Genomic DNA, 26,444 nt, shown 5'->3' with positions numbered 1-26,444 from the left:
CCGCCACGTTCCGGCCATCCGCACCCCTGGATGAGAGGTAGATCCCACCCATGCCCGAAGTCAATCGGCGCAGATTCCTCCAAGTCGCGGGCGCCACCACGGCGTTCACCGCGCTGTCCAACAGCATTCAGCGCGCCGCCGCGCTCCCGGCGAACCACCGCACGGGATCGATCGAGGACGTCGAGCACATCGTCGTCCTGATGCAGGAGAACCGCTCCTTCGACCACTACTTCGGCACGCTGCGCGGTGTCCGCGGCTTCGGGGACCCGCGACCCGTCAAGCAGGCGGACGGCCGGTCGGTCTGGCACCAGAAGGACAGCGCAGGCAAGGAGATCCTGCCGTTCCACCCGGACCACGACGACCTGGGCATGGCGTTCGTCCAGGACCTCCCGCACGGCTGGAACGACGGCCACGCGGCCTTCGACAACGGCAAGTACGACAAGTGGGTGCCCTCCAAGGGCTCCACGACCATGGCCTACCTCACGCGCGAGGACATCCCGTTCCACTACGCGCTCGCCGACTCCTTCACCGTCTGCGACGCCTACCACTGCTCGTTCATCGGCTCGACCGACCCCAACCGCTACTACATGTGGACGGGTTACACCGGTAACGACGGCCAGGGCGGCGGCCCCGTCCTCGGCAACGACGAGGTCGGCTACGGCTGGACGACGTACCCCGAGCGTCTGGAGCGGGCGGGCGTCTCCTGGAAGATCTACCAGGACGTCGGCGACGGCCTCGACGCGGCCGGTTCATGGGGCTGGATCCCCGACGCCTATCGGGGCAACTACGGCGACAACTCGCTGCTGTACTTCAACCAGTACCGCAACGCCCAGCCCGGTGACCCGCTCTACGACAAGGCCCGCACCGGCACCGACTACACCAAGGGCGAGGGCTACTTCGACCAGCTGCGCGCCGACGTCAAGGGCGGGAAGCTGCCCAAGATCTCGTGGGTCGTCGCCCCCGAGGCCTTCACCGAACACCCCAACTGGCCCGCCAATTACGGCGCCTGGTACATCGCGCAGGTGCTCGACGCGCTGACCTCGGTGCCGGAGGTGTGGGCGAAGACGGCGCTGTTCATCACGTACGACGAGAACGACGGCTTCTTCGACCACGTCGTCCCGGCGTTCCCGCCCGCCTCCGCCGCGCAGGGCAGGTCCACGGTCGATCCGGCCCTGGACCTCTTCAAGGGCGACAGTGCTCATGTCGCCGGCCCTTACGGGCTCGGCCAGCGGGTGCCGATGCTCGTCGTCTCGCCCTGGAGCAAGGGCGGTTACGTCTGTTCCGAGACCCTCGACCACACCTCGATCATCCGGTTCATGGAGCGCCGCTTCGGGGTGCACGAGCCGAACATCTCGCCCTGGCGCCGGGCGGTCTGCGGCGACCTCACCGCGGCCTTCGACTTCTCCCGCACGGACGTCAGGCCGGTCACCCTGCCGGACACCGCCGGTTACGAGCCGCCGGACCGCGAGCGGCACCCGGACTACGTGCCCACCCCGCCCGCCCACCCGGTGCTGCCGAAGCAGGAGCGCGGGCTGCGCCCCGCCCGCCCGCTGAAGTACGCCCCGCGCGTGGACGGCTCGGTCGACGTGGCGACCGGAAAGTTCACCCTGACGTTCGCCTCGGGCGCCCGGGCGGGCGCGGGCTTCCTGGTCACGTCCGGCAACCGCGCCGACGGACCCTGGACCTACACCACCGAGGCCGGCAAGTCCGTCGCCGACGCCTGGAACTCGGCGTACTCGAACGGCTCGTACGACCTGACCGTGCACGGCCCGAACGGGTTCGTGCGCGCCTTCAAGGGCGGCAACAAGACGGCCGGACCCGAGGTCACCGCGCGGCACTGCGGCGACGACGTCGAGCTGACCCTCACCAACCAGGGGACCGGCAGCGTACGGCTGAAGATCGTCAACGGGTACGGCGGTGCCACGACCTCGGTGACCGTACGGCCCGGCGCCACCGTCAGGCGCACGATAGGCCTCACGGCGAGCCGGCGCTGGTACGACCTGACCGTCACGTCCGACGCGGACCCGGCGTTCCTGCGCGGATTCGCCGGGCACGTCGAGAACGGCCGGGCCGGGGTGAGCGACCCGGCGATCATCGCCGAGTAGCGCAGAGCCGGGCGGATCCCCGCCCGGCTCTCTCGCGTCCCGCCCGCTTCCCTGGCGTCCCGCCCGGCCCCCTCGTGCCCCGGCCGGTTCGCGGCCGCTCGGCTCACAGCGATGTGAGGTGCCCCGGTTGCTTGGGCTGCCGGGGCACCAGCCCCTGCTCGGCCGCCGCTTTCGCGGACTCCAGGGCGAGTACGGCGGCCACGGGATGGGCCGCCACCGGGTCCTCGGCGGCGGGTCCGCCGGACGCGACGACCTTGCTGGGCGCGACCGCCGGCTGCGGCGTCACGCGGCTCAGCAGCACCACGCCCCAGGCCGCCACGCCCGCTCCGGACAGCGCCAGCAGTACACCCGCGGCGCCGCCCTGGAGGCGTTCGCCGAGCAGGGACAGGCCGATCACCGCGGCGGCCAGCGGGTTCGCGAGGGTCACCACCGCGAGCGGGGCGCCGAGACCGCCCCGGTAGGCCACCTGGGACAGCAGCAGACCGCCCGCCGCGAACGCCGCGACCAGCAGGGCCACGCCGATCACCTGCACGCTCAGCAGGGACTCCGAGCGGTCGGTCGCCGCCACCGTCACCGTCTGGGTGAGGGCCGAGGCGACCCCGGAGGCGAACCCCGACCCGGTCGCGTGCCGCAGCCCGGGGCGGGTGCCGCGGCGGGCCAGCAGACCGATCAGCGCGGCCGTCACACCGGCCACCGCGAGCGCCTCGGGCGTGCTGAGGACGTTCTCGGGGGCGGCCCCGGAGGCCGTGACCAGGATCGCGGCCAGACCGATCAGGGTGTACGCCGTACCCCGCCACTCCGTGGCGCTGACCCGGCGCCCGGCCACGCGCGCGCCCATCGGCACGGCGGCGACCAGGGTGAGCGCGCCCAGCGGCTGGACCACGGTGAGCGGGCCGTACTTGAGGGCCACCACGTGCAGCAGCGCGGCGGACGCGTTCAGGACCACGGACCCCCACCAGGCGCCCGAGGCGAGCATCCGCGCCATGCCCGAGCCCGGGTCGCGGGAGGCCAGCCGCTCCTGGGCGACCGCCGCGGCCGCGTAGGCGACGGCGGAGAAGAGCGAGAGGACGACGGCGAGGACGGTGGCGCTCATCGGCCCGCTCCGACCAGGACGTTCTTCTCGGCGTTCGTGTCGGCGGGGGCCGGGTTCTCCTGGGCGCGCCCCGCGGGGGTCCCGGTGCGCTCGGGTCGGCGCGGGAGGCGGATGACCGCGAGCGCGATGCCGAGCATGGCGGCGGCCACGATCGCGTCGAGCCAGTAGTGGTTCGCGGTGCCGACGATCACCGTCAGGGTCAGCAGCGGGTGCAGCAGCCACAGCCAGCGCCAGCGCGACCTGGTCGCCACGATCAGGCCGATCGCCACCATCAGGGCCCAGCCGAAGTGCAGGGAGGGCATCGCCGCGAACTGGTTCGAGAGGTGGTCGGTCTGCGGCGGGCCGTAGACCGAGGGTCCGTAGACCTTCGCGGTGTCCACCAGGCCCGTCACGGCCAGCATGCGCGGCGGGGCCAGCGGGAACGTGAGATGGACCACCAGGGCGGCGGCGGTGACGGCGGCGAGGATCCGGCGGGCCCAGACGTAGTGCGTGGGCCGGCGCAGATAGAGCCAGATCAGGAAGGCCGCGGTGGCCGGGAAGTGGACCGTCGCGTAGTAGGTGTTCGCGAGGTGCACGAGGGTGTCGCCGTGCAGCAGCAGGTTCTGCACGGAGCCCTCGCCGGGCAGGTGGACGGCTCGTTCCAGGTCCCACACGCGGTGCGCGTTGCCGAAGGCCTCGCCGGTGTGCCCGGTCGCCAGCTGGCGGCCGAACTTGTAGACGAGGAAGAGCCCTGCGACGAGCAGGAGCTCACGGACGAGCGGAGGCCGCGCTATCGCGTCGGTCTCTCCTTCTGCAGGCTCGGTGCGGGCATTCATCCCCCGGCCCCTTCGCTGACGGTGGTGCGGGCTGAACTGGTGACTTCCGGAGCGCGGGGAACTCATCGCGCTCCGCACCAGACTCAGCGATACGGGTGCGTACCGATACGCCAGTGTACCGATACGGTCCAGTACCGGTACACTCGAGTATCGATAGACGTACGCCACACTGGAACGCAGCCCCTCAACACCTTGGCCGCGGCAGCTTGAGCCGCACTAGAAACGAGGAGAAGAGCCGATGACGTCGCAGGCCGCGGACGGACCGGACACGGTCGCCGCCTCGCGCCGCTCCAAGATCTCGCGCGAGCGTGAGCAGGAGTTCTTCGACGCCGTCCTCGAACAGATCAGGGAGTGCGGCTATGAGGCCGTGACCATGGAAGGGGTGGCCGCCAGCACCCGGTGCAGCAAGTCCACGCTGTACCGGCAGTGGAAGACCAAGCCCCAGTTCGTGGTGGCCGCGCTGCGCTCGCGCCGGGTGTCGAAGTTCGAGGGCATCGACAGCGGAACGCTCGCGGACGACCTGCGCGAGGTCGCGCGGGCCGCGGGCCGGTGGTCGATGCGGGACACCAAGCTGCTCCAGGCGCTCGGGCACGCCGTCACCCAGGACGAGGAACTGGCGATGGCCCTGCGTGAGGCGCTCGTCCACCCGGAGATCACCGCACTGAAGGAGATCCTCCAGCGGGGGGTCGAGCGCGGTGAGATCGCCGCCGACCAGCCCGCGCTGGAGTACATCCCGGCCCAGCTGTTCGGGGTGATCCGCGCGCGGCCCGTCGTGGACGGGGAGTACGCCGACCCCGACTATCTGGTCCGTTTCGTCGACGCCGTGGTGCTGCCCGCACTGGGCCTGACGTGAAGACCTGAGACGTGAAGACCTGAGACGTGAAGACCCAGGCCGCCGTCCATGGGATGACTGGACGGTGACCTGCTCGCGCCGCACCGTGGGGACGGGGGCGGCGCGCACCCCCCGGCCGGGTGGGGTTCCTCTTGAGCGGAGAGGCGCCCCACCCGGCCGACTGCTGTCCGGCGGGCGTGCTACACGTCCGTGCCGCTGCCGCCGCCCGTCGACAACTTGATCCCCTTGGTGATCTCGTCGATCACCGACTGCTTCTCGCCGACGTCGACACCGAAGCGCACGACGACGATCTGCTGCGCGTTGGAGGGGGAGGGGAAGGCCAGGGACTCGACGTAGCCGTCGGCGCCCTTGCTCGTCACCGCCTTCCAGCGGACCAGATAGCCCTTCTGCCCGGCGACGGTCACCGCCTTGGAGGCGAGCACGTCGTGGGAGGTGATCGCGCCGTAGGTCTTGCCGCCGTAGGACTCCTCGGCGTTGGCCTTGATGTCGGCCTTGGCGACCGCCTCGGCCGACTTGTCCTGGTGGCCGAACGCGACGGCCGGCGCGGAGTAGGCGCCGCCCTTCGTGCACGTCTTCGACGTCTCGCCTGGGCACTGGTAGGAGTCGTCGGACGTGACCGACGCGCCGACCTGGATCTCCTGGCCGTACCAGCCGTCCGGGATCGGGAGGCTGATCCCGCTGATCGAGTCGGACACCGCACCGCTCTCGATCTTCGGCGCCTCGGACCCCTGCGGCGAGGGCGAGGCACCTCCGGAACCACCGGATCCGCCCGAACCGCCGTTGCCGCCGGGACCTCCCTGGCCGCCGTCCTGGCCACCCGGACCGCCCTGGCCGCCGCCGGGGCCACCGGTGCCGCCCGGCTGCTGCTGGGAGTTGGCCGTGTTGCCACCCCCGTCGTCGTCACTGGTCAGCGCCCACACGCCCACGCCGATGCTGGCGAGGACCGCGACGGCGACCGCGACGGCTATGCCCGTCCGCAGCCCCCGTCGCCCGCCGGCCGGTGGCTGGCCCGGATACGTGGGGTACGCCGGATACGGCCCCGCGTCGGCGGTCTGCGCCGGAGGACCCCATGCGGCGGCCGACCCCGCGGGGCGGATCTGGTCAGTCCATGCCTTGCCGTCCCACCAGCGCTCGGTGGCGGGACCGTCACTTGTCTGCCCGGGATCGGGATACCAACCGGGAGGAGTCACCTGCGTCATGCCCCCACCGTATGAGGCGTCGGTGAAAGGCGTATGAGAGGGCCGGTACGGAATTCCGGTCAGTTCAGGACGAGTCGTACAGGACGCACCCGCGCGGGCGGCGGCAGGCGCAGGCCGTCCCGTCCCGGAGTCACCGAACCGAGCACGCGCGCGTGCCGGGCACCCGTGCTCCGCGGCACCGTGCCGGGCAGGCCGTGCACGGTCAGGAACCCGAGGACGGCGAAGGCGTACGCCTCCTTCGCGTCCGACGGCAGCCCCAGTTCGCCGGAGGCGCGCAGGGGGAGGCCGGGCAGCTGGGCGCCGAGCATCCGCATCAGCGTCGGGTTGCGGGTCCCGCCGCCCGAGGCGATCACCTCCGTCGCGTCGAGCGTCCGTACGGCGTCGGCGACCGTCCGGGCCGTGAGCATCGTCAGGGTGGCGACGACGTCCTCGGCGGGCAGCGTCCCGAACCCGGCCAGGGCCTCCTGGAGGTGCCCGAGGTGGAACAGCTCCTTCCCGGTCGTCTTGGGCGGCTTCAGTGCGTAGTACGGCTCCGCGAGCAGCCGGGAGAGCAGCGCCCCGTGCACCCGGCCCCGCGCGGCCAACGCCCCGTCGGCGTCGTACGCCAGGCGTCCGCCGCTGAACCCCCGGGCCGCCGCGTCGATCAGCGCGCACCCCGGCCCGGTGTCGAAGGCCGTTCCGTCGGACGCGGTGAGGTTGGCGATGCCGCCGAGGTTCAGCGCGACCGGTGTGCCCGGCCGACCGCTCAGCCACAAGAGGTCGACCAGACTGACCAGCGGCGCGCCCTGCCCGCCGACGGTGATGTCACGCGGCCGGAAGTCGGAGACGACGGTCAGTCCCGTCGCCTCCGCGATCCAGGCGGGCTGGCCGAGCTGAAGCGTGCCGTGCACCCGGCCCGCTTCGGCCCAGTGGTACACGGTCTGCCCGTGCGAGGCGACCAACTCGGCTCGTCCGTCGCACAGTTCACGGCCGGCCCGGACGGCCGCCGCGGCGAAGGCCCGCCCGATGAGGGTGTCGAGCCGGCACACCTCGGCCATCGACGTCCGCCCCGGCGGCAGGGCGGCCCCGAGCGCCTCGCGCAGGTCGTCGTCGTACGGCTCGCTCACCGTCCCCAGCGGTTCGAGTACGAGGCTGTCGTCGACGAGCCTCAGATCGGCCGCCGCCGCGTCGATGGCGTCGTACGACGTGCCGGACATCAGCCCGATGACCCGCATACGCTCAACTCCCCTTCCGGCTAGGTGCCTTCGCCAGCGCGAGCGCGCTCACCGCGCAGGTCGCCGCCGCGTAGTACGCCGGGATGTCCACGTTCCCGGTCCGCTCCACGGTCTTGGTGATGATGAGGCCCGCGCACCCCGAGAACACCGCATTGGACAGCGCGTAGGCGAGTCCCAGCCCGGTGCAGCGCACGTTCGTCGGGAACAGCTCCGCCAGCATCGCCGGCCCCGGCCCCGCCATCAGACCCACCACGGCACCGGCGCCGCACACCGCGACGCCCTTCACGGTGTTCGAAGTGCCGTCATCCTGAAGGAGGTTGAGCAGGGGCACCGCGAGCACCACCACCAGCACCGCCCCCGTCAGCATCACCGGCCGCCGCCCCACCCGGTCGCTCAGCAGCCCCGCCGGGACGATGGTCACCGCGAAACCCAGATTGGCCAGCACGGTGGCGAGCAGCGCCTGCCGGAAGCTCGTGTGCAGGGTGCTCTGGAGGTAGGAGGGCAGCACGACGAGGAAGGTGTAACCGGCCGCGGCCCAGCCCATGACGCGCCCCGCGCCGAGCGCGATCGCCCCGGCGAGCTCACGCGGAGGCGGCCGTACCGGTGACCGCTCCTCCTCGAAGACCGGGGTCTCGTCCAGTCGCAACCGCAGCCACAGCGCCCCCAAGCCCATCGGCAGCGTCAGCAGGAACGGCAACCGCCAGCCCCAGTCGCCCAGTTGCGCCTCCGTCAGCACGGTCGCGAGCAGCGCCGCCGCCCCCGCACCGCCCAACAGCCCGAGTGCCACCGTGAACGACTGCCAGGACCCGTACAGCCCCCGGCGGCCAGGCGCCGCGAACTCCGTCATCACCGACACGGCCCCGCCGAACTCCCCACCCGCAGACAGCCCTTGCATCACCCTCAGGAAGGTCAGCAGCCAGGGAGCGAGCGCGCCGACCTGGTCGTACGTCGGCAGCGCGCCGATCAGGGCGGTCGCGCCGGTCATCAGCGCGATCACCAGGATCAGCACCGGCCGTCGGCCGATCCGGTCCCCGAGCCGCCCGAACAGGGCCGCCCCGACCGGCCGGAAGAAGAACGCCAGCGCGAACGACGCGTACGTCCTCACCAGCGCCTCGACCTCGCCGCCGCCCTCCGGGGTGAAGAAGCGCGCCGCGATGATCGTGGCGAAGTAGCCGTAGACACCGAACTCGTACCACTCCAGGAAGTTGCCGACCGACCCGGCGACGAGGGCGCGGCGGGAGCGACCGGTGTCTTCGCCGGTCGTGCGGCCTTCTTTACGATCTTGAAGAATGGGCTTCTCCTCCGGTTTTTGACTGACAGTCAACAAGTAGGCGACGCAGGTCACGGGCCGGGCGCGTCGCCCGCGCGCACCCGCTGTCACCCGTCGAGGCAACAGCTGCCCGGACCGCCCTCCACATAGGCAATCGGACGGCTACGCTCGAGGTCTGTACGTCGTTCGGGCGACTTGGGGAGGTAACGGGATGACGGAGGCACGGCCCACCCAGGCCGCCTCGGCCTTCCTGTGGGAGCGCGACGAGGAGGTCGCCGCCGTCGAGCAGGCGATCGACACGCTGCGCGCCGACAGCTCGTCGTCGGGCAGCGTGCTGGTGTTCCGCGGCGAGGCCGGACTCGGCAAGACCGCGCTGCTGGCCGAGACCCGGCGCAGGGCGGAGGCGCGCGGCTGCGTCGTCTGGTCGGCCCGCGGCGGCGAGACCCTCAGGTCCGTCCCCTTCAACGTGCTGCGCCAGCTCCTCCAGCCCGCCCTGGTGTCCCTGATGCCGGAGGAGGCGCGCGAGTACCTCGGCGACTGGTACGACATCGCCGGCCCCGCACTCGGACTGACCGAGCCCGGCGCGGTCCAGGCCGACCCACAGGGCGTGTGCGACGGCCTGGTGGCCGCCGTACGCCGACTCGCCCGCCGCGACTGGCCGCTCGTGCTCGTCATCGACGACGCCCACTGGGCCGACCAGGAGACCCTGCGCTGGCTCGCCGCGTTCGTCGAGCGCCTCGACGACCTGTCCGTCCTGGTCCTGGTGGCCCGCCGCCCCGGCGAGGTGAGCGGCGAGAGCGCCCGCCATCTCGACGCCATCGCCGCCGCCGCGGACGCCCCGGTCGCCACCCTCAGCGCACTGACCCCGGAGGCGACCGCCGGCCTCACCCGCGCCACCCTGGGCGGACACGCCGACGCCCCGTTCTGCCGCGAGGTCTGGGCCGTCACCGGCGGCAACCCGTACGAGACGGTCGAACTCCTCGCCAAGGTCCAGGACAGCGAACTCGAACCGGTCGAGGCCCAGGCACCCGAGCTGCGCGCCCTCAACCGCTCCGCCCGCGGCGGCGGCCTCGTCGCCCGCCTCGAAGGACTCGGCATCGAGGCCACCCGGTTCGCCTGGGCGGCCGCCATCCTCGGCACCGGCATCTCCGTCGGCCTCGTCGCCAAACTCGCCACCATGAGCGACGAGGACGCCGTCCGCTGCGCCGAACTCCTGCGCAGCGCCCGCATCCTGACCGGGCCCGACCCCGCCACGGCCCCGGCCGGCGACGGCGACCTGGAGTTCGTCCACCCGCTCATCGCCAGCGCCGTCTACAACTCCATCCCGCCCGCCCTGTGCACCGCGATGCACGGCATCGCCGCCCGCGTCGTCACCGACTCCGGGCTCGGCGCGGCGATGGCCTCCCGGCACCTGCTCCAGGTCCACCCGGACGACGACGAGGAACTCGTCGAGCAGCTCCGCGAGGCCGCCCGCGAACACCTCGCCGTCGGCGCCCCCGACGCGGCCCGCCGCTGTCTGGAACGCGCGCTGCTGGAACCGCCCCGGCAGGAGGCCCACGCGCGCGTGCTCTACGAACTGGGCTGCGCCATCCTCCTGACCGCACCCGCCACCACCGTCGACCATCTCCAGTCCGCGCTCGCCATGCCCGGCCTCGACGGAGCCGAGCGCGTCGACGCCGTCTTCCGTCTCTCCCAGGCCCTGATCCACAACGACCAGCTGGAGGACGCGGTCCGCACGGTCGAGGCGGAGGCCGCCCGGCACGCACCCGGCCCCGCCCAACTCCGGCTCCAGGCCGTGCAGTACATGTGGGAGGGCATCCACGCGGGCGAGGCCAGCTCACCGGGCCGCTCCGAACGGCTCGCCGAACTCGCCTCCACCTGCACCGGGCGGGACAACTCCGAGCGCGCCCTGCTCATCCTGCGCGGCTTCGACGCCATGACCCACGGGGAGAACGCCGAGGTCGTCGTCGAACTCAGCGACCGCGCCCTCGTCAACGGCCGCCTGGCCCCCGGACTCGGCTGGACCGACACCGAGTGGGGCCTGGAGATCCTCATGATGCTGGCCAGCTCCTACACGTACACCGATCGGCTCGACCGCGCCGAGAGCATGTTCACCGACGCGCTGCGCACCTACGAGTCCTCGGGTTGGAGCGGCGGCCACCTCGCCCTGGCCCACGCCTTCCTCGGTTTCAACCACCGCAGGCGCGGCCGTCTCAGGGAGGCCGAGGACGCGCTGCGCGAGTCCCTGCGCATCGCCGACCGGGTCGCCCGCGGGCTGCCGCTGTACTGGTCGGCCACCTGCAACCTCGTCGACACGCTGCTCGCGCGCGGGCATGTCGCCGAGGCCTGGGAGATCGCCGAGCAGTATGGCTTCGCCCCGCCTTACCCGTCGACCATCGTGCTGCCCGACCCGCGCTCGGTGCGGGGCCGGCTGCTGCTGGCCGTGGGCCGCACCCAGGACGGCATCAACGAACTGGAGGCGGCGGAGAAGGCGGCGACGGCCCGCGGACACCACAATCCGGTCATGGTCCCCTGGGCGCTCGACCTCGCCCGCGCACTGTCCACCCAGGACCCGGCGCGTGCCGCCCAGCTTGCCACGGACGCGCGGCGGCGGGCCGAGCGGTTCGGTACGGACACCGCGATCGGTGAGGCGCTGCGGTGCGCTGCCGCGCTGGAGACGGGGCAGCGGGCGGTGCGGTTGCTGTCGCAGGCGGTGACGTATCTGGAAGCGTCGCCCTGTCAGTACGAGCACGCGGCCGCGCGGGTGGAGTACGGGATCGCCGCGCGGTCGGTGGCGGAGATTCAGCGGGGGTTGGCGCTGGCTCGGTCTTGTGGGGCGGATGGGTTGGTGGCGCAGGCGCGGGAGGTTTTGGAGACGGGTAGGGGGCTTCGCTGAGAGCTCGGTCGTGCCTGGTGGCGGGGCGGCTGCGGGTTGTGTGTGGTTGATCGCGCCCACGCGGCGGAGCCGCAAATTGACACAGCCCCGCGCCCCTGGCGGCACTACAGCGTGAGGAGTTGGTCAGTTACCGCTGCCAGCCGTCTCTGGACCTCCCCGTCGTACGTTGTCTCGTGTGCCCTTGCCCTGTTCGTGCCGTCGAAGTACGCGCCCGTCCCCAAATCCTCTGTAGCCAGGGCCAGTACCCCCGGGGCGCCCTCCGCCACCGTGCTCCAGGGTGCTACCCCGCCCTCACGGACCATCGCCGTGTCCATGAACGTGGCCGGGTGCAGGACGTTCACCGCGATGCCCGTGTCTGCCAACTCCTCGGCCAGGGTGAAGGTATGGGCCGCCAGGGCGAACTTGGCGCGACGGTAGGCGGCGAAGCCGTCGTAGCCGCGGCGGAACTCGATGTCGTCGAAGTCGACGGGGTCCTGGCCCACCGAGCCGACGTTGACGATCCGGGCCGGGGCGTTCGCGCGGAGCACCGGCAGGAGAGCGCGGGTCAGGGCCACCGGCGCCAAGTAGTTGACGGCCAGGCGCAGTTCATGGCCGTCTGCGCTGAGTTCGCGGGCCGCGCCCGGTGAACCGGCGCCCACGCCCGCGTTGTTGATCAGCACGTCCAGGTCGGGATGGGCGTCGGCGACATGCGCGCCCAGCTCGCGCACCTGCGCCAGGGAGGCGAGGTCGGCGACGAACGCCTCGGCGTCGCCCTCCGTGCGCAGCTCCTCGACCAGGCTCTCGGTACGGCCCGGATCGCGGCCGTGGGCGAGGACGACGTGCCCGGAGCGGACCAGCTCGAAGGCGACGTACCGGCCGAGACCGGAGGTGGCGCCGGTGATCAGAACAGTCGACATGCCTCCACCGTAGGCACACGGTGGAGGCATGTGGGAGGTGCTGCTGAGGGTAGGACCGGCAGGGTCAGGCTTCCCCGTCCTCCGCCAGCACCCGCTGTGCCGCCGCGAACGCCGAGTTCGCCGCCGGAACCCCGCAGTACACGGCCGTCTGGAGCAGGACGGCGCCGATGTCCTCCGGTGTCAGACCGTTGCGCCGGGCCGCCCGCACATGCATGGCCAGCTCGTCGTAGTGGCCGTGCGCGACCAGCGCCGTCAGCGTGATCATGCTGCGCTCGCGGCGGCTGAGCGTCGGGTCGGTCCAGATCTCGCCCCAGGCGTAGCGCGAGATGAAGTCCTGGTAGCGGGCGGTGAACGTGGTCTGCCGCGCCTGTGCCCGGTTCACGTGGGCGTCGCCGAGGACCTCGCGCCGTACCTCCATGCCCCGCCTGGCGTCGCCGTCGAAGTGTGCGCGCAGGGCCGTCAGCACGGCTTCGGGGCGTTCGGCGGGAGCCAGGTGCGCCGCGCCCGGGATCTCCACGAGTCCGGCGCCCGGCACCGCGTCGGCGATCTCCCGCAGCTGCGCGGGCGGGGTCGCCCGGTCCTCCCGGCCGGCGACCAGCAGGGTCGGCGCGGTGATCTCCGCCAGCCGGTCCCGCAGGTCGAAGGCGGCGAGCGCGTCGCAGCAGGCGGCGTACGCCTCGGGATCGGCGTCCCCCTGGTCGCGGACCAGCCGGGGCACGGTGAAGCCCGGGGTGAACCAGCGGGCGTCGGCGCTCTCCACGAGCCAGTCCAGGCCCTCGGCACGCACCCGTGCCGCCCGCTCCTCCCAGGGCTTGGCCCCGTTGAAGTGGGCCGAGGAGCAGATCACGGCCAGCGACGAGATCCGCTCGGGGTGGTGGACGGCCAGGTGCAGGCCGACGGCACCGCCCAGCGACACCCCCGCGTAGGCGAAGCGCTCGATGCCGAGCGAGTCGGCGAGCGTGAGCACCAGGTCGGCGAGGTCGGCGACGGTGGCGGCGGGGCCGATCAGATCGGCCGGGCTGCCGCCGTGTCCGGGCAGGTCCCAGCGGACGACCCGGTGGGTGATGGACAGTTCCGGCGCGACCTGGTCCCAGAGGGCGGACGACGTGCCGAGCGACGGGCCCAGCAGCAGCGGGGCTGCCGAAGTGGGGCCCTCGGTGTGGTGGTTGAGGAGGGTGGCGGTCAACGTCGCTCCAGAGCACGGTCGGTGAGGGCCTTGGCGGCGCCGGTGTAGTGGGTGGGGTCGAGGTCCACGGCCTCCTTCAACTCCGGTTCCTCCGCAAGGAGTTCCTGAAGGGAGCGGCTCTCGGTGTAGGTGCGGCGCGCGAGCTCGGTCAGCAGTTCCTTGGCGCGGGACCGCCCCAGGACCGGGGCCAGGTCGGCGGACAGGCGCTCGGAGACGATCAACCCGTGGGTGAGGTCCAGGTGTTGCCGCATGGCGTCCGCGTTCACCCGCAGACCCTCGGTGAGTTCGGCGGCATCGTGAGCCGCTCCGCCGACGAGCCGGAGCAGGTCGCGCAGCGGCTCCCATTCGGCGTGCCAGGCGCCGGCCGGCCGCTCGTCCTCGGCGGCCAAGGAGCCGTACAGCGTGGCGGCGAGCAGCGGCGCCCGTCGGGCGGCAGCGGCGATCAGCGTGGACCGTACGGGATTCGCCTTGTGCGGCATCGCCGACGAACCGCCGCCGCTGCCCTCCGCCACCTCGGCGATCTCGGTGCGGGCCAGGGTCAGCACATCCGTGGCGATCTTTCCCAGCGCCCCGGCCGCGAAGGCCAGACAGCCGGCGAGATCGGCGATCGGGGTGCGCAGGGTGTGCCAGGGGAGGTCCGGCGCCTTGAGGCCGAGTTCGCGCGCGTATGCCGCCGGCAGCGCGGTCGGGTCCGTGGCGCCGTACGCGGTGAAGGCGGCCAACGTGCCTGCGGCTCCGCCGAGTTGGGCGGGCAGGGAGTCGCGTACGGACGTCACGCGGTCCCGGGCGTCCAGCACCAGCGACCGCCATCCGGCCGCCTTCAGCCCGAACGTCGTCGGCACCGCGTGCTGGGTCAGCGTGCGACCCGGCATCGCGGTGTCCCGGTGCTCGGCGGCCAGCCCGGCCAGCGCCGCCTCCGTTCGCGCGAGATCGGCGCGGACCAGGTCGAGGGTGCGCACGGCCACCAGCATCGTGGCCGTGTCCAGGATGTCCTGGCTGGTCGCGCCCCGGTGGACATAGGGGCCGTACTCCCCGCCGACCGCCTTCGTCAGATCGGCGACCAGCGGGATCACCGGGTTGCCGCCCGCACGCGCGCGCAGGGCGAGGTCCCGGGCGTCGAAGTCCCCGGACCGGGCGGCCGCGGTGACCGCCGTGGCGGCCTCGTCCGGGGCCAGGCCCAGGGCCGCCTGGGCACGGGTGAGCGCGGCCTCCGCGTCGAGCAGCGCGCGCAGATACGCGGCGTCGCTCGTCGCGGCCGCGGCGGGGGAGCCGGCCCACCCGGGGGCGAGCAGGCCGGCGTCCGACTCCGAGGCAGATGTCACTGGAACTCCAGGAAGACCGTCTCGCCTTCGCCCTGAAGGCGGATGTCGAAACGGTACGTTCCGTTGCCGCCGTCGGCCGCGATCAGCGTGCCGCGTCGCGCGGGGTCCACCCGGTTCAGCAGCGGGTCCGCGGCGAGCGCGGCCTCGTCACCGGGGAAGTAGATCCGCGTGTAGAGGTGCAGGAGCAGCCCGCGCGCGAACACGCACACGCTGAGATACGGCGCGCTCTGTCCGCGCGCGCCCGGACGCAGCGTGCGTGCGGACCAGTGCCCACTCGCGTCCGTCTGGCTGCGGCCCCACCCGGTGAACTCCACACCCGTGCGTCCCATGAAGCCACCGCTGGCCCCGTCGCGCCGCATCGAGCCGTCGACCTGCGGGATGTTGCCGTCGGGGTCAGGACCCCACAACTCCACGAACGCGTCCGGCAGCGGGTTGCCCTCACCGTCGTAGAGGTAGCCGTGCACGGCGATCGTGTCCGGGTGGCCGACCGGCGCGATGTCCTCGCCGCCGGGGAAGGGCAGGGCGTGGCCGTAGAAGGGGCCGACCGTGTGCGAGGGGGTCGGGAGGACCGTCTCCGGACGGCTGGTGTCGATCTTCGTCATGGCAGGTCAGCGTCCCTCTTCGATCCAGGTGGCGTGCGGTCCGTCGAGCACGATGTCCCAGTGGTAGCCCATGGAGAACTCCGGCACCGACAGGTTGTGGTCGTAGGTCGCCACCAGCCGCTGCCGGGCCGCGTCGTCCGTCACCGACTGGATGATCGGGTCGTACGGGAACAGCGGGTCGCTCGGGAAGTACATCTGCGTCACCAGCCGCTGGGTGAACGCCGTGCCGAAGAGCGAGAAGTGGATGTGGGCGGGGCGCCAGGCGTTGACGTGCTGACGCCACGGGTACGGGCCCGGCTGCACGGTCGTGAAGTGGTACTGCCCCTCGGAGTCCGTCAGCGTGCGGCCGACGCCGGTGAAGTTCGGGTCGAGCGGCGCGTCGTGCTGCTCGCGCTGATGGGCGTAGCGGCCCGCCGAGTTGGCCTGCCAGATCTCGATGAGCTGGCCGCGGATCGGACGGCCGTCACGGTCGAGGAGCCGCCCGGAGACGGTGATGCGCTCGCCGATCGGCTCGCCGTTGTGCTGGCGGGTGAGGTCGTTGTCTATCTCGGTGATGTCCCGCTCCCCGAAGGCGGGGGAGTGCAGCTCCACCAGCTCCGGGTCCTGGGACACGTCGATGGTGACCGGCGGCTGCTTGGGGTGGCGCAGGACCGAGGAGCGGTACGGGGCGTAGTCGCGGCGCGGCTGGTGCTCGACGGGGGCGCCGTCGGCGACCCGCTTCTCGTAGGCGGCGTGCTCGGCCGCGATCTCCTGGTCGATGTCGTGCTGGGTGAGAGTCATGGGGAACGTCCTGGGGTTTCTTGAAATCGGGGTCGGGGTCGCGCCCTCAGGGGCGCGGGGCTGAGACAATTTGCGGCTTCGCCGCGTGGGCGCGACCAGCCACATCCGGGCCGCAGCCGCGATCGATACCTAACGTTCCAAGACGAGTGCGAGCCCTTGCCCGACACCGATACACAACGTGGCGACACCAACCCCGCTACCCCGTCGGGCAAGTTGGTGCGCCACCGTACCGGCAAGCCGAGCCCCGGAAGCCCCGAGCGGATGCCCGAGAGCAATAGCACCGCCCTGCGGATTGAGGATCGCCGGATCGAACTCGGGCCACTCGGCGACACAGCCGAGCACCTGCGCGGCGAACGCCTCGTTCAGCTCCAGGACGGACAGATCGCCGAATCCCTTGCCCGCCTTGGCCAGCGCACGCGTCACCGCCTCCACGGGCGCCAGTCCGAAGTAGTCCGGGTCGAGGGCGTTCACGCCGGTCGCGGAGACCCGGGCGAGCGGCTCGCGCCCCGTGGCCCGCAGCCCCTCCTCGTCGACCAGCAGCAGCGCCGCCGCTCCGTCGTTCAGCGGCGAGGCGTTGCCCGCGGTGACCGTGCCACCGTCCTTGCGGAAGGAGGGCCTGAGCTTGGCCATCGCCGCGAGGGAGGCGTCGGCCCGCACGCACTCATCCGCACCGAACACCACCGGATCGCCCTTGCGCTGCGGGATCGAGACGGGCGCCAACTCGATGTCGAACAGCCCCTGTTCCTGCGCCGAGGCCGCCTTCCGGTGCGAGGCCAGCGCGAACTCGTCCTGCTGCTCACGCGTGATTTTGTGCTTGTCGGCGATGAGTTCGGCCGACTCGCCCAGCGGGATCGTCCACTGCGGATCCATCTGCGGGTTGACCATGCGCCAGCCCAGCGTGGTCGAGTACAGCTCTGTGTGCCCGGCGGGGAAGGCCCGGTCGTTCTTCGGCAGCACGTACGGCGCACGGGTCATCGACTCCACGCCACCGGCCACGGCGACGGACGCGTCCCCGACCGCGATGGCACGGGCCGCCTGGATCACCGCCTCCAGGCCCGACGCGCAGAGCCGGTTGACCGTCACGCCCGGGACGGACGTCGGCAGTCCCGCCAGCAGCGCGCCCATCCGGGCCACGTTGCGGTTCTCCTCGCCCGCCCCGTTGGCGTTGCCGAAGTACACGTCCTCGATGCGGGACGGGTCCAGGTCCGGGGTGCGGGCGACGAGTTCACGGATGGCGTGCGCGGCCAGGTCGTCCGGTCGTACCGCGGACAGGCCGCCGCTGTAGCGGCCGATCGGGGTGCGGACCGCGTCGACGATGTAGACGTCCTTCACGACTGGATCTCCTCCGGGACGCGGACCTTCGCCGCGGTCTTGGCGACGATCTCCTCGACGGTCACCTCGGGCGCGGTCTCCACCAGGACGAGGCCGTCGCCGGTGACGTCGAGGACGCCGAGGTCGGTGATGATGCGGTTCACGCACGCCTTGCCGGTGAGCGGCAGCGCGCACTCCTGAAGGATCTTCGCCGAGCCGTCCTTCGCGGTGTGGGTCATGACCACGATGACGGTGCGGGCGCCGTGGACCAGGTCCATCGCCCCGCCGATCCCGGTGATCATCTTCCCGGGGATCGCCCAGTTGGCGAGGTCACCGCCGGCGGAGACCTGCATCGCGCCCAGCACGGCGACATCGATGTGCCCGCCCCGGATCATCGAGAAGGACAGCGCCGAGTCGAAGAAGGAGGCGCCCGGCAGGACCGTGACGGTCTCCTTGCCGGCGTTGATGAGGTCGGGGTCGACCTGGTCCTCGGTGGGGTAGGGGCCGGTGCCCAGGATGCCGTTCTCGGACTCCAGGATCACCTCGACCCCGGACGGCAGGTAGTTGGGGATCAGCGTCGGCAGCCCGATGCCGAGGTTGACGTACTGCCCGTCCTGAAGCTCGCGCGCCGCCCGCGCGGCCATCTGCTCGCGTGTCCAGGCCATCAGTTGCTCACCGTCCGCTTCTCGATGCCCTTGTCGTCGGCCTGTTCCGGTGTCAGCGCCACCACCCGCTGCACGAAGATCCCCGGCAGGTGCACCGCGTCCGGCTCGATCTCGCCGGGCTCGACGAGCTCCTCGACCTCCGCGATCGTCACCCGTCCCGCCATCGCGGCAAGAGGGTTGAAGTTGCGGGAGGACTTGTTGAAGACGAGGTTCCCGTGCCGGTCGCCGCGCGCGGCCCGTACCAGCGCGAAGTCGGTGCGGATGCCCCGCTCCAGCACGTACTCCGTGCCGTCGAACGCGCGCACCTCCTTCGGCGGCGAGGCGAGCGCGACGCCGCCCTCACCGTCGTACCGCCACGGCAGTCCGCCCTCGGCGACCTGGGTGCCGACACCGGCGGGGGTGTAGAAGGCGGGGATGCCGGCGCCGCCGGCCCGCAGTCGCTCGGCGAGCGTGCCCTGCGGGATCATCTCGACCTCCAGCTCGCCGGACAGGTACTGCCGGGCGAACTCCTTGTTGGCCCCGATGTAGGAACCGGTCACGCGTGCGATGCGGCCCGCCGACAGCAGGACGGCCAGGCCGGACTCCATGGCGCCGCAGTTGTTGGAGACGACGCCGAGGCCGCTGGTCCCGCGCGCGTACAGCGCCTGGATCAGCACGTTGGGCACCCCGCTCAGTCCGAAGCCGCCGACGGCGAGTGTCGCGCCGTCCGGCACATCGGCCACCGCCTCGGCGGCTGTGGCGACCACCTTGTCCATGCGTGAAGCTCCATCCCGCCGATTAGTCAGGGCACTGAGTATTTCGGTGAAGTTTCCTTCACGCTGCCACCGGAAGGGTGCGACGTCAAGACCCTGAAGAAAGGCGAGGTCAGCGATGTGGGTCGAGCTACAGACAGTCATGGGGGCGACGAGTATTGTTCAGTGCACCAATCAATTCGATCGTGGGGAGCGCACATGGCCGCGGTGGACCTCACCACCCACCCCGGGCACCTGGCCCGCCGCCTCCAGCAGGCCCACTACCTGCTGTGGAACACCATGGTCTCGGAGGAGATCACCTCGCCCCAGTTCGCGGTCCTCAACGCGCTCGTCGCCGAGCCGGGCCTGGATCAGCGCACGGTGGGGGAGCGGGTGGGGCTCGACCGGTCGACCATCGCCGAGGTGATCAGCCGGCTCGGCCGCCGCGGACTGCTCGACAAGGTGCGCGACCCGCAGGACGGCCGCCGTTTCCTGCTGCGCCTCACCGACGACGGAGTGCGCACCCACCGCAAGCTGACCGTCCGCACGGCCCGGATGAACCAGGTCTTCCTCGCCCCGCTCTCCGCCGACGAGCAGTCCGTGTTCTTCGAGCTGATCCAGCGGGTCGCGGACGCGGCCGAGGGGCTCCGCAACCCGGCGGAACCCCTCGCGGCCCAGCGCTGACCGGGCGCCGCGGCGCCGGCCGAGCCGTCAGGGCGCCTTCGCGAACAGCACCCACACCTGGCCCTCGGCGAAGTTCACCGGGCCCCCGCCGCTCGTCGTGAACGTCGTACCGTCCGTCGCGCTCTCGCGTTCCCAGCGGACGTCGTACGCCTTCCCGCCGCGCAGCACCTTCGCCTTCCCGGAGCCCACGGTCTCGGTGTACGGCGTGTTGTTGCCGAGGAAGTCGTGGAAGTCGGACTTGCGGATCTTCACGTACTGCACGACGACCGTCGCCGGGGCGAGCCGCTTGCCGTCGGTCGTCACCGCCGGGGTGCCGTCCATGGAGACCAGATAGCGGTCGCGGCTCGACGACCAGGTGAAGGAGTAGCGGGCCGCCGGGTAGCGCACGGTCTCCGACGTGTCCTTGCGGCCGCCGTCGGGGGCGGCGCCGAAAGTGAAGCCGGTGGTCAGGGCGTCCGCGCCGGGCGCGCCGGGCAGCAGCCGGGACCGGTGCAGGTAGAGGTTGTGCGGGGCGGCCCTGTCGGTGCCGCGGACGTAGGCGCCGGGGGTGTTCTCCGGTGTCTGCGGGTCCAGCGGCGCCTTGTCGATCAGCGGCATCAGCTTGCCCTGGGCGCCGGAGAAGGCCAGCGTCGGGTGATCGAACTGACGCAGCAGCTCCAGGTCGGACTCCCGGGCGCTGCGCACCGGCCCGATCACCTTGGGGAGCCTGGTCGCGTAGATCGCCATCAGCCGGCTCAGACCGCCCTCGACCTGCTCGGCGTAGATGATGTCTGCGGCGTCGGTGCCCGTGTGCGGCCGGGCGGCCCGCGCGTTGTCGATCTTCACCGCGAGCACGTACGCGCCGGCCTGCCCGCTCTCCGACGGTTCCTGGCTCGCGTCCGGGGTCTGGCTGCCTCCCTGGGTGTGGACGGGGCCCCGCCCGTCGTCCTTCGCCGGGCCGGAGCCTTGATGCGCGCCCGTGCAGCCCGCCGCCAGGGCGACCGTCAGCGCGGCGGCCAGCAGTGCCGCCGTAGTCCCGGCGCGCCCGGTGCGTGCCCTTCGTCCCATGCCCACCGTCGCCACCCAAGTCTCGTTTCCCTGATTGTGCGCTTATTTGTTCATTGCTGGCCATACCCGCTCGGATTTGATCGGTCGGGTGAATGGCTCTGGTGCATACCTCTGGGGGAGCGCTTGGCTACGCCGAGCGGCCCAGAGCGGGGCACGGCGCGACGGTCCGGAGCGGTTCGGCCCGGTGTGTCCGGGTACCCGGGGCGCCTCCGAAGGGGGAAGCAGGGGGGAAGGGAGCGTGCGGCGATGAAGGCAGTCACCTGGCAGGGCAAGCGGGACGTACGGGTGGAGACCGTGCCCGATCCGGGGATCCAGGAGCCCACGGACGCCGTCATCCGCATCACGTCGAGCGGACTGTGCGGCTCCGATCTGCATCTCTACGAGGTGCTCACCCCGTTCATGACACCGGGCGACATCCTCGGTCACGAGCCGATGGGCATCGTCGAGGAGGTCGGGGCCGGGGTGCCCGACCTCAAGGCGGGCGACCGGGTCGTCGTCCCCTTCCAGATCGCCTGCGGCAGTTGCTGGATGTGCGAGAACTCCCTGCCCACCCAGTGCGAGACCACCCAGGTCACCGGCGAGGGCATGGGCGCCGCGCTCTTCGGCTACACCCGGCTGTACGGGGCCGTACCGGGCGCCCAGGCCGAGTATCTGCGCGTCCCGCAGGCCCAGTTCGGCCCGATCAAGGTGCCCGAGGGCCCGCCCGACGACCGTTTCGTCTACCTCTCCGACGTCCTGCCCACCGCCTGGCAGGCCGTCGCCTACGCGGACGTACCGGAGGGCGGCACCGTCGCCGTGCTCGGCCTCGGACCCATCGGTGACATGGCCTGCCGGGTGGCACAACTGCGGGGCGCCGGAACGGTGTTCGGGGTCGACCTGGTCACCGAGCGACTGCAGCGGGCACGGCAGCGGGGCGTGGAGACCTTCGACCTGAGGGACTTCGACGACGAGAAGGACCTCGTCGCCGCGATCCGCGACCGTACCGCCGGCCGTGGCCCCGACGCCGTGATCGACGCGGTCGGCACCGAGGCCCACGGCAGCGCCGCCGCCCGCCTCGCCCAGAACGCCACGGCCCTGCTGCCGCGGAAACTGAGCGCCCCGTTCGCGGAACGCTTCAGCGTCGACCGGCTCGCCGCCCTGTATACCGCCATCGACCTGGTCCGCCGCGGCGGCACCATCTCCCTCTCCGGCGTCTACGGCGGCATGGCCGACCCGCTGCCGCTGCTCACCCTGTTCGACAAGCAGATCCAGCTCCGCATGGGCCAGGCCAACGTGCGCCGCTGGGTCGACGACATCCTCCCGCACCTGACTGACGAGGACGTGCTCGGCGTCGAGGACTTCGCCACCCACCGGGTGCCGCTCGACGAGGCGCCGCACGCGTACGAGATGTTCCAGCGCAAGCAGGACGGCGCGGTGAAGGTTCTGATGAAGCCCTAGCCGCCATGTGTCAGCCGGGGGAGCCCAGGATCTCGGCCAGGTCGTAGCGCACCGGCTCCTCCAGCTGTCCGTACGTGCAGCTCTCCGGCGTCCGGTCCGGGCGCCAGCGGCGGAAGCGGGCCGTGTGCCGGAACCGTGCCCCGTTCTCCATGTGGTCGTACGCCACCTCGACCACCCGTTCCGGCCGTAGCGGCACCCAGGACAGGTCCTTCTTGCCCGACCAGCGGCTGGGCGCCCCGGGCAGCCGTGCCGTCTCGTGCGCGGCCTCGTCCGACCAGGCCGCCCAGGGATGCCCGGTGACATCGTCCATGCGCAGCGGCTCCAGCTCCTCGACCAGCTCCGCGCGCCGCTTCATGGTGAAGGCGGCCGACACGCCCACATGCTGGAGGGCGCCCCGGTCGTCGTACAGCCCCAGGAGCAGGGACCCGACGACGGGGCCGCTCTTGTGGAGGCGGTAGCCCGCGACGACCACGTCCGCCGTCCGCTCGTGCTTGATCTTGAACATGGCGCGTTCGTCCTGGAGGTAGTGCAGGCCGAGTGGCTTGGCGATGACGCCGTCGAGGCCGGCCCCCTCGTACTGCTCGAACCAGTTCTGGGCGACGTCGATGTCGGTCGTCGCGGGCGCGAGATGGACCGGCGGGGTGACATCGGACAGGGCCGTGGCCAGCAGGGCCCGCCGGTCGGTCAGCGGGACGTCGAGGACCGACTCGTCGGCCAGGGCCAGCAGGTCGAAGGCGACGAACGAGGCCGGGGTGCGCTCGGCGAGCGTCCGCACCCGGGAGTCCGCCGGGTGGATGCGCTCGGTGAGCGCGTCGAAGTCGAGGCGCCCGTCCCGGGCGATGACGATCTCGCCGTCCAGCACACAGCGCTCGGGCAGCCGCTCCGCGAGGGCGGTCACCAGCTCGGGAAAGTACCTGGTCAGCGGCTTGCCGGTACGGCTGCCGAGTTCGACCTCGGTCCGGTCGCGGAACACGATCGCCCGGAACCCGTCCCACTTCGCCTCGTACTGCATGCCCGGCGGGATCTTCGCGACCGACTTGGCGAGCATGGGCTTCACGGGAGGCATGACCGGCAGATCCATGGTTCCGATTCTGCTGGCCGTCGATGGATTTCGCCCGGTATGCGCGGTCTGTCCCACTGGCCTACCGTGGCTCGCATGGGTGACGCGGTGGAGCTTGAGGTGGCCGGCCGGACCGTACGGCTGTCCAGCCCGGACAAGATCTTCTTCCCGGAGCGCGGTTTCACCAAGCTCGACCTGGCCCGGTACTACATCGCCGTCGCACCGGGAATCCTGCGCGCCCTGCGGAACCGCCCGACCACTCTGGAGCGCTATCCCGACGGTGTGACGGGCGAGAGCTTCTTCCAGAAGCGGGCGCCGAAGAACATGCCCGACTGGATCCCGACCGCCCACATCACCTTCCCGAGCGGTCGCAGCGCGGACGAGATGTGCCCCACCGAGGAGGCGGCGGTCCTGTGGGCCGCCCAGTTCGGCACGCTCACCTTCCACCCGTGGCCGGTACGGCGCGACGACGTCGACCGCCCCGACGAACTCCGCATCGACCTCGACCCCCAGCCCGGCACCGACTACGACGACGCCGTCCGCGCCGCCGGTGAACTCCGGGCCGTGCTGGAGGAGTTCGGCGGACTGCGTGGCTGGCCCAAGACGTCGGGCGGACGCGGACTGCATGTCTTCGTGCCCATCGAGCCCCGCTGGACCTTCACCCAGGTGCGGCGGGCCGCGATCGCGGTCGGGCGGGAGATGGAACGGCGGATGCCGGACCATGTGACGATCAAGTGGTGGAAGGAGGAGCGCGGCGAGCGCATCTTCATCGACTACAACCAGACCGCCAGGGACCGCACGATCGCCTCTGCCTATTCGGTACGACCCCGGCCGCACGCTCCCGTCTCCGCACCCCTGCGCTGGGACGAGGTGGGCGTGGCGCATCCGCAGGACTTCGATCTCGCGACCATGCCCGCGCGCTTCGCCGAACTCGGCGATGTGCACGCGGACATGGACGAGCACGCGTTCTCGCTGGAGGCCCTGCTGGAACTGGCCCGCCGCGACGAGCACGACCACGGGCTCGGCGATCTGCCGTACCCGCCCGAGTATCCGAAGATGCCGGGGGAACCCAAGCGGGTACAGCCGAGCAGGGCCCGTAAGGACGGGACTACAACTCCTTGATCCGCACGTCCCGGTAGGAGATGACGTCCGTCGTGCCGTGCACCTGGAGTCCGACGTAGCCGGAGGCGAACCGTCTGCCGTCCGTGCCCGGGTCGTCCGAGCGGGGCGGGACGAAGTCCTGGCCGCCGGTGTTGTCGAACTCGTTGATGAGCACGCCGTTGCGGTAGACCGAGTAGTGCTGGTCGACCACCCGGATCTCGTAGTCGTTCCAGGTGCCCTTCTGCGTCACGCCCGCGCCGGCCAGGCCCACGCGGTCGAAGCCGTAGATCGAGCCGGTCTTGTACATGTCGCCGTCGGGCCGGTCCAGGACCTGCACCTCGTGCCCGTACTTGATGGCGACCCACTCCGGGCGGGACTCCTCGGGGTGGTCGTGGACCCACGGGAAGCGCACGAACACACCCGCGTTGGCGTTGCCGGTGCCCGGTGCGTCGTCGCGCCACTGGAGGCGGAGCGAGAAGTCGCCGTACTTGCGCTCGGGGAACCACAGCATGCCGAGCCCGCCCTTGGTGGTCCCGGAGGTGATGGACCCGTCGGCGTTGAGACCGAACGAACCACCGCCCACCTGCTGCCACTTGGCGAACGACTCGGCGGTGCCGTCGAGGATCTTCCGGTATCCCTCGGTCTGCCCGGGCTTGCCGATCCCGGACTGCCGAGCCGCCTTCTGGATGGCGTTGTACTCGCGCTGGTCGACGACCCCTTCCTTGAGGAGCGTGTCCAGGACCGTCTTCACGTGCTTCAGGAACAGCGCGTGGGACGTCCACTCCTTCTCGTCCTCGATCAACTCGTTGATCCGGCACCGGTTGTTGGTCAGCCGGTTGGGCACACCCGAGTCGACCTCACCGACGATCACCGTCAACCGCTCGTCGAACTCGGGGCAGTTGGGTGCGGGCACCTGGCTCGACACCACGGTGAAGGTCACGGTACGGGCCGTGGCGGTGTTGCCCGCCTTGTCGGTGGCCCGGTAGGCGAGGGTGTGGGTGCCCGCGCGGTCGACGACCACGGGGGTGGTGTATGCGAGATACGGACCGCCGTCGATCGAGTACTCCACCCGGTCGACCCCCGAACCGCCCTCGTCCGTCGCGCTCACGGTGACCCTGGCGTTGCCGACGTAGGCCCCGGCCGAGTTCTTCGTGCCCTCGACACTCACACCCGTCACGGGCGGTGTGGTGTCCGGCGAGGGTGTCGCGACGACCGTGAACTGCACGCTCTTCGCGGCGGCGACATTGCCGGCCTTGTCGGTCGCCCGGTAGCGGACGGTGTGGGCGCCGAGCTGGTGCACCATCACGGGGCCGCTGTACGGCTGCCAGGCCCCGCTGTCGACCGCGTACTCGATGCCGCTGACCCCGGAACCGGTGTCGGAGGCCGACACGGTCACGGTCGCCATGTCGAAGTACGCCCCGTCGGCGTCCTGTTCACCGGTCACCGTCGCCGAGATGTCCGGCGGGGTGGTGTCGTCCGAGGCCGGTGGTACCACCGTGAACGTGACGCTCTTCTCCGCGGCGACGTTCCCCGCCTTGTCGAGCGCCCGGTAGCGGATCGTGTGACTGCCCACCTGGTCGACGACGACCGGGGCGGTGTACGGCAGCCAGTCACCCGTGTCGCCGACCGCGTACTGGACGCTGTCGACCCCGGATCCGCCGGCCTCGTCCGTGGCGCTGATCGCGACGCTCGCCGAACCGACGTACTCACCCTGCGCGTTCTGTGTTCCCGTGACCTGCGCGGCCGTTGCGGGCGGTGTGGTGTCGGTGCCGCCGCCCTCGGTCACCACGAGGATGCCCTGCATCTGGCCGTGGCCCGGGATCGTGCAGTGGTAGAAGTAGCGGCCCGGGGTGAGCGTGACCTCGGCGGTGTGCCGGCCGCCCATGTCGTCGTTCGGGTTGGCCAGGATGTTGAGTGTGACGTCGCTGTTGAACTCGGGATCGCTGGTCACGAAGGTCAACGTGTGCGGCATGCCGGTGGTGTTGCCGGTGGCCGCGCTGTTCTCGAAGACGATCGTCGCCTGCCCGGCCACCGCGGTCGTCGGAGCCGACGTGTACCGGGTGATGTCGTCGCCGGCGGTCCAGGTGAGGGTCTGGGCGGCCGCCGTTTCCTCGGGCTGGGCGGTGCTCGGTACGGCCTGGAGGCCGAGCAACATCAGCACCGCGGCCAACAGGGCG

22 protein-coding genes are annotated in these 26,444 nt (G+C 71.6%); 6 read left to right on the top strand and 16 right to left on the bottom strand.

Features of this window, described 5'->3' with window-relative positions; all coding sequences use genetic code 11:
* Nucleotides 1-50 precede the first annotated feature (50 nt).
* The gene (locus tag OG885_RS07435) at nucleotides 51-2,105 is read left to right on the top strand and encodes a phosphocholine-specific phospholipase C (protein WP_405727896.1); all 2,055 of its coding nucleotides are present in this window, start codon (nucleotides 51-53) and stop codon (nucleotides 2,103-2,105) included.
* 103 nt (nucleotides 2,106-2,208) lie between these two features.
* Here OG885_RS07435 and OG885_RS07430 read toward each other — a convergent pair whose 3' ends face one another.
* Both OG885_RS07430 and OG885_RS07425 read right to left on the bottom strand, forming a co-directional pair.
* Nucleotides 2,209-3,198 carry a hypothetical protein gene (locus OG885_RS07430; protein WP_405727893.1) on the bottom strand — a complete coding sequence of 330 codons (990 nt, stop codon included), beginning with the start codon at nucleotides 3,196-3,198 and terminating at the stop codon, nucleotides 2,209-2,211.
* Nucleotides 3,195-4,013, bottom strand: a complete 819-nt coding sequence (locus tag OG885_RS07425; RefSeq protein ID WP_405727890.1) for a phosphatase PAP2 family protein — start codon at nucleotides 4,011-4,013, stop codon at nucleotides 3,195-3,197. Before OG885_RS07425 ends, OG885_RS07430 begins: the two co-directional genes overlap by 4 nt.
* A 238-nt stretch (nucleotides 4,014-4,251) precedes the next feature.
* Between OG885_RS07425 and OG885_RS07420 the strand changes: the two genes are divergently transcribed.
* Complete coding sequence (locus OG885_RS07420) at nucleotides 4,252-4,866, top strand: TetR/AcrR family transcriptional regulator (RefSeq protein WP_405727887.1); 615 nt, start codon at nucleotides 4,252-4,254, stop codon at nucleotides 4,864-4,866.
* Nucleotides 4,867-5,045: 179 nt separating this feature from the next.
* On the opposite strand, the gene OG885_RS07415 is transcribed toward OG885_RS07420, so the two are convergent.
* Genes OG885_RS07415 through OG885_RS07405 form a run of 3 tightly spaced genes read right to left on the bottom strand, consistent with a single transcriptional unit; the run spans nucleotide 5,046 to nucleotide 8,570 of the window.
* The gene (locus OG885_RS07415) at nucleotides 5,046-6,065 is read right to left on the bottom strand and encodes a DUF2510 domain-containing protein (RefSeq protein WP_405727884.1); all 1,020 of its coding nucleotides are present in this window, start codon (nucleotides 6,063-6,065) and stop codon (nucleotides 5,046-5,048) included.
* Nucleotides 6,066-6,124: 59 nt separating this feature from the next.
* A complete protein-coding gene (locus OG885_RS07410) occupies nucleotides 6,125-7,279 on the bottom strand; it encodes an anhydro-N-acetylmuramic acid kinase (protein WP_405727881.1) in 1,155 nt (384 codons plus the stop codon).
* Nucleotides 7,280-7,283: 4 nt separating this feature from the next.
* Complete coding sequence (locus OG885_RS07405) at nucleotides 7,284-8,570, bottom strand: MFS transporter (protein ID WP_405742627.1); 1,287 nt, start codon at nucleotides 8,568-8,570, stop codon at nucleotides 7,284-7,286.
* A gap of 190 nt (nucleotides 8,571-8,760) precedes the next feature.
* Here OG885_RS07405 and OG885_RS07400 point away from each other — a divergent pair, with 190 nt between their 5' ends.
* Nucleotides 8,761-11,445 carry an ATP-binding protein gene (locus tag OG885_RS07400; RefSeq protein WP_405727878.1) on the top strand — a complete coding sequence of 895 codons (2,685 nt, stop codon included), beginning with the start codon at nucleotides 8,761-8,763 and terminating at the stop codon, nucleotides 11,443-11,445.
* Nucleotides 11,446-11,549: 104 nt separating this feature from the next.
* On the opposite strand, the gene OG885_RS07395 is transcribed toward OG885_RS07400, so the two are convergent.
* The 8 genes from OG885_RS07395 to OG885_RS07360 form a co-directional block, all read right to left on the bottom strand.
* Nucleotides 11,550-12,341, bottom strand: a complete 792-nt coding sequence (locus OG885_RS07395) for an SDR family NAD(P)-dependent oxidoreductase (protein ID WP_405727875.1) — start codon at nucleotides 12,339-12,341, stop codon at nucleotides 11,550-11,552.
* A gap of 64 nt (nucleotides 12,342-12,405) precedes the next feature.
* Nucleotides 12,406-13,527, bottom strand: a complete 1,122-nt coding sequence (pcaD, locus tag OG885_RS07390) for a 3-oxoadipate enol-lactonase (protein WP_405727868.1) — start codon at nucleotides 13,525-13,527, stop codon at nucleotides 12,406-12,408.
* The gene (gene pcaB / locus OG885_RS07385; RefSeq protein ID WP_405727865.1) at nucleotides 13,524-14,849 is read right to left on the bottom strand and encodes a 3-carboxy-cis,cis-muconate cycloisomerase; all 1,326 of its coding nucleotides are present in this window, start codon (nucleotides 14,847-14,849) and stop codon (nucleotides 13,524-13,526) included. Before pcaB ends, pcaD begins: the two co-directional genes overlap by 4 nt.
* A complete protein-coding gene (pcaG, locus tag OG885_RS07380; protein ID WP_405727862.1) occupies nucleotides 14,846-15,451 on the bottom strand; it encodes a protocatechuate 3,4-dioxygenase subunit alpha in 606 nt (201 codons plus the stop codon). The genes pcaB and pcaG overlap by 4 nt, the downstream gene beginning before the upstream one ends.
* Before the next feature lie 6 nt (nucleotides 15,452-15,457).
* A complete protein-coding gene (pcaH, locus tag OG885_RS07375; protein ID WP_405727859.1) occupies nucleotides 15,458-16,231 on the bottom strand; it encodes a protocatechuate 3,4-dioxygenase subunit beta in 774 nt (257 codons plus the stop codon).
* Nucleotides 16,232-16,360: 129 nt separating this feature from the next.
* The gene (locus tag OG885_RS07370) at nucleotides 16,361-17,563 is read right to left on the bottom strand and encodes a thiolase family protein (RefSeq protein ID WP_405727856.1); all 1,203 of its coding nucleotides are present in this window, start codon (nucleotides 17,561-17,563) and stop codon (nucleotides 16,361-16,363) included.
* A complete protein-coding gene (locus OG885_RS07365; protein ID WP_405727853.1) occupies nucleotides 17,560-18,207 on the bottom strand; it encodes a CoA transferase subunit B in 648 nt (215 codons plus the stop codon). Before OG885_RS07365 ends, OG885_RS07370 begins: the two co-directional genes overlap by 4 nt.
* Entirely contained in the window at nucleotides 18,207-18,962 is a 756-nt protein-coding gene (locus OG885_RS07360; protein WP_405727850.1) for a CoA transferase subunit A, read from the bottom strand. The genes OG885_RS07365 and OG885_RS07360 overlap by 1 nt, the downstream gene beginning before the upstream one ends.
* Nucleotides 18,963-19,157: 195 nt before the next feature.
* Here OG885_RS07360 and OG885_RS07355 point away from each other — a divergent pair, with 195 nt between their 5' ends.
* Complete coding sequence (locus tag OG885_RS07355; RefSeq protein ID WP_405727847.1) at nucleotides 19,158-19,622, top strand: MarR family winged helix-turn-helix transcriptional regulator; 465 nt, start codon at nucleotides 19,158-19,160, stop codon at nucleotides 19,620-19,622.
* A 27-nt stretch (nucleotides 19,623-19,649) separates the two neighbouring features.
* Here OG885_RS07355 and OG885_RS07350 read toward each other — a convergent pair whose 3' ends face one another.
* Entirely contained in the window at nucleotides 19,650-20,669 is a 1,020-nt protein-coding gene (locus OG885_RS07350; protein ID WP_405727844.1) for a DUF3048 domain-containing protein, read from the bottom strand.
* 246 nt (nucleotides 20,670-20,915) lie between these two features.
* Between OG885_RS07350 and OG885_RS07345 the strand changes: the two genes are divergently transcribed.
* On the top strand, nucleotides 20,916-22,106 hold the full coding sequence (locus tag OG885_RS07345) for a zinc-dependent alcohol dehydrogenase (RefSeq protein ID WP_405727841.1): 1,191 nt from the start codon (nucleotides 20,916-20,918) through the stop codon (nucleotides 22,104-22,106).
* A gap of 10 nt (nucleotides 22,107-22,116) precedes the next feature.
* Here OG885_RS07345 and OG885_RS07340 read toward each other — a convergent pair whose 3' ends face one another.
* The gene (locus tag OG885_RS07340; RefSeq protein WP_405727838.1) at nucleotides 22,117-23,187 is read right to left on the bottom strand and encodes an ATP-dependent DNA ligase; all 1,071 of its coding nucleotides are present in this window, start codon (nucleotides 23,185-23,187) and stop codon (nucleotides 22,117-22,119) included.
* 75 nt (nucleotides 23,188-23,262) lie between these two features.
* Between OG885_RS07340 and ligD the strand changes: the two genes are divergently transcribed.
* Nucleotides 23,263-24,288: a non-homologous end-joining DNA ligase gene (ligD, locus tag OG885_RS07335; RefSeq protein ID WP_405727835.1), complete on the top strand. Its 1,026-nt coding sequence runs from the start codon at nucleotides 23,263-23,265 to the stop codon at nucleotides 24,286-24,288.
* Here ligD and OG885_RS07330 read toward each other — a convergent pair.
* Nucleotides 24,275-26,422: an OmpL47-type beta-barrel domain-containing protein gene (locus OG885_RS07330; RefSeq protein ID WP_405742625.1), complete on the bottom strand. Its 2,148-nt coding sequence runs from the start codon at nucleotides 26,420-26,422 to the stop codon at nucleotides 24,275-24,277. The genes ligD and OG885_RS07330 overlap by 14 nt on opposite strands.
* Nucleotides 26,423-26,444 lie beyond the last annotated feature (22 nt).

Origin of the sequence: Streptomyces sp. NBC_00028 (genome assembly GCF_045041065.1) — a bacterium.
Lineage (GTDB): Bacteria > Actinomycetota > Actinomycetes > Streptomycetales > Streptomycetaceae > Streptomyces.
This window is presented reverse-complemented; position numbering and strand designations above follow the sequence as displayed.

Excerpts from the sequence above, each read along its gene's own strand:
- OG885_RS07435 (WP_405727896.1), top strand. The coding sequence starts at position 51 with ATGCCCGAAGTCAATCGGCGCAGATTCCTCCAAGTCGCGGGCGCCACC.
- OG885_RS07430 (WP_405727893.1), bottom strand. The coding sequence starts at position 3,198 with ATGAGCGCCACCGTCCTCGCCGTCGTCCTCTCGCTCTTCTCCGCCGTC.
- OG885_RS07425 (WP_405727890.1), bottom strand. The coding sequence starts at position 4,013 with ATGAATGCCCGCACCGAGCCTGCAGAAGGAGAGACCGACGCGATAGCG.
- OG885_RS07420 (WP_405727887.1), top strand. The coding sequence starts at position 4,252 with ATGACGTCGCAGGCCGCGGACGGACCGGACACGGTCGCCGCCTCGCGC.
- OG885_RS07415 (WP_405727884.1), bottom strand. The coding sequence starts at position 6,065 with ATGACGCAGGTGACTCCTCCCGGTTGGTATCCCGATCCCGGGCAGACA.
- OG885_RS07410 (WP_405727881.1), bottom strand. The coding sequence starts at position 7,279 with ATGCGGGTCATCGGGCTGATGTCCGGCACGTCGTACGACGCCATCGAC.
- OG885_RS07400 (WP_405727878.1), top strand. The coding sequence starts at position 8,761 with ATGACGGAGGCACGGCCCACCCAGGCCGCCTCGGCCTTCCTGTGGGAG.
- OG885_RS07395 (WP_405727875.1), bottom strand. The coding sequence starts at position 12,341 with ATGTCGACTGTTCTGATCACCGGCGCCACCTCCGGTCTCGGCCGGTAC.
- pcaG (WP_405727862.1), bottom strand. The coding sequence starts at position 15,451 with ATGACGAAGATCGACACCAGCCGTCCGGAGACGGTCCTCCCGACCCCC.
- pcaH (WP_405727859.1), bottom strand. The coding sequence starts at position 16,231 with ATGACTCTCACCCAGCACGACATCGACCAGGAGATCGCGGCCGAGCAC.
- OG885_RS07365 (WP_405727853.1), bottom strand. The coding sequence starts at position 18,207 with ATGGCCTGGACACGCGAGCAGATGGCCGCGCGGGCGGCGCGCGAGCTT.
- OG885_RS07360 (WP_405727850.1), bottom strand. The coding sequence starts at position 18,962 with ATGGACAAGGTGGTCGCCACAGCCGCCGAGGCGGTGGCCGATGTGCCG.
- OG885_RS07355 (WP_405727847.1), top strand. The coding sequence starts at position 19,158 with ATGGCCGCGGTGGACCTCACCACCCACCCCGGGCACCTGGCCCGCCGC.
- OG885_RS07350 (WP_405727844.1), bottom strand. The coding sequence starts at position 20,669 with ATGGGACGAAGGGCACGCACCGGGCGCGCCGGGACTACGGCGGCACTG.
- OG885_RS07345 (WP_405727841.1), top strand. The coding sequence starts at position 20,916 with ATGAAGGCAGTCACCTGGCAGGGCAAGCGGGACGTACGGGTGGAGACC.
- OG885_RS07340 (WP_405727838.1), bottom strand. The coding sequence starts at position 23,187 with ATGGATCTGCCGGTCATGCCTCCCGTGAAGCCCATGCTCGCCAAGTCG.
- ligD (WP_405727835.1), top strand. The coding sequence starts at position 23,263 with ATGGGTGACGCGGTGGAGCTTGAGGTGGCCGGCCGGACCGTACGGCTG.
- OG885_RS07330 (WP_405742625.1), bottom strand. The coding sequence starts at position 26,422 with ATGTTGCTCGGCCTCCAGGCCGTACCGAGCACCGCCCAGCCCGAGGAA.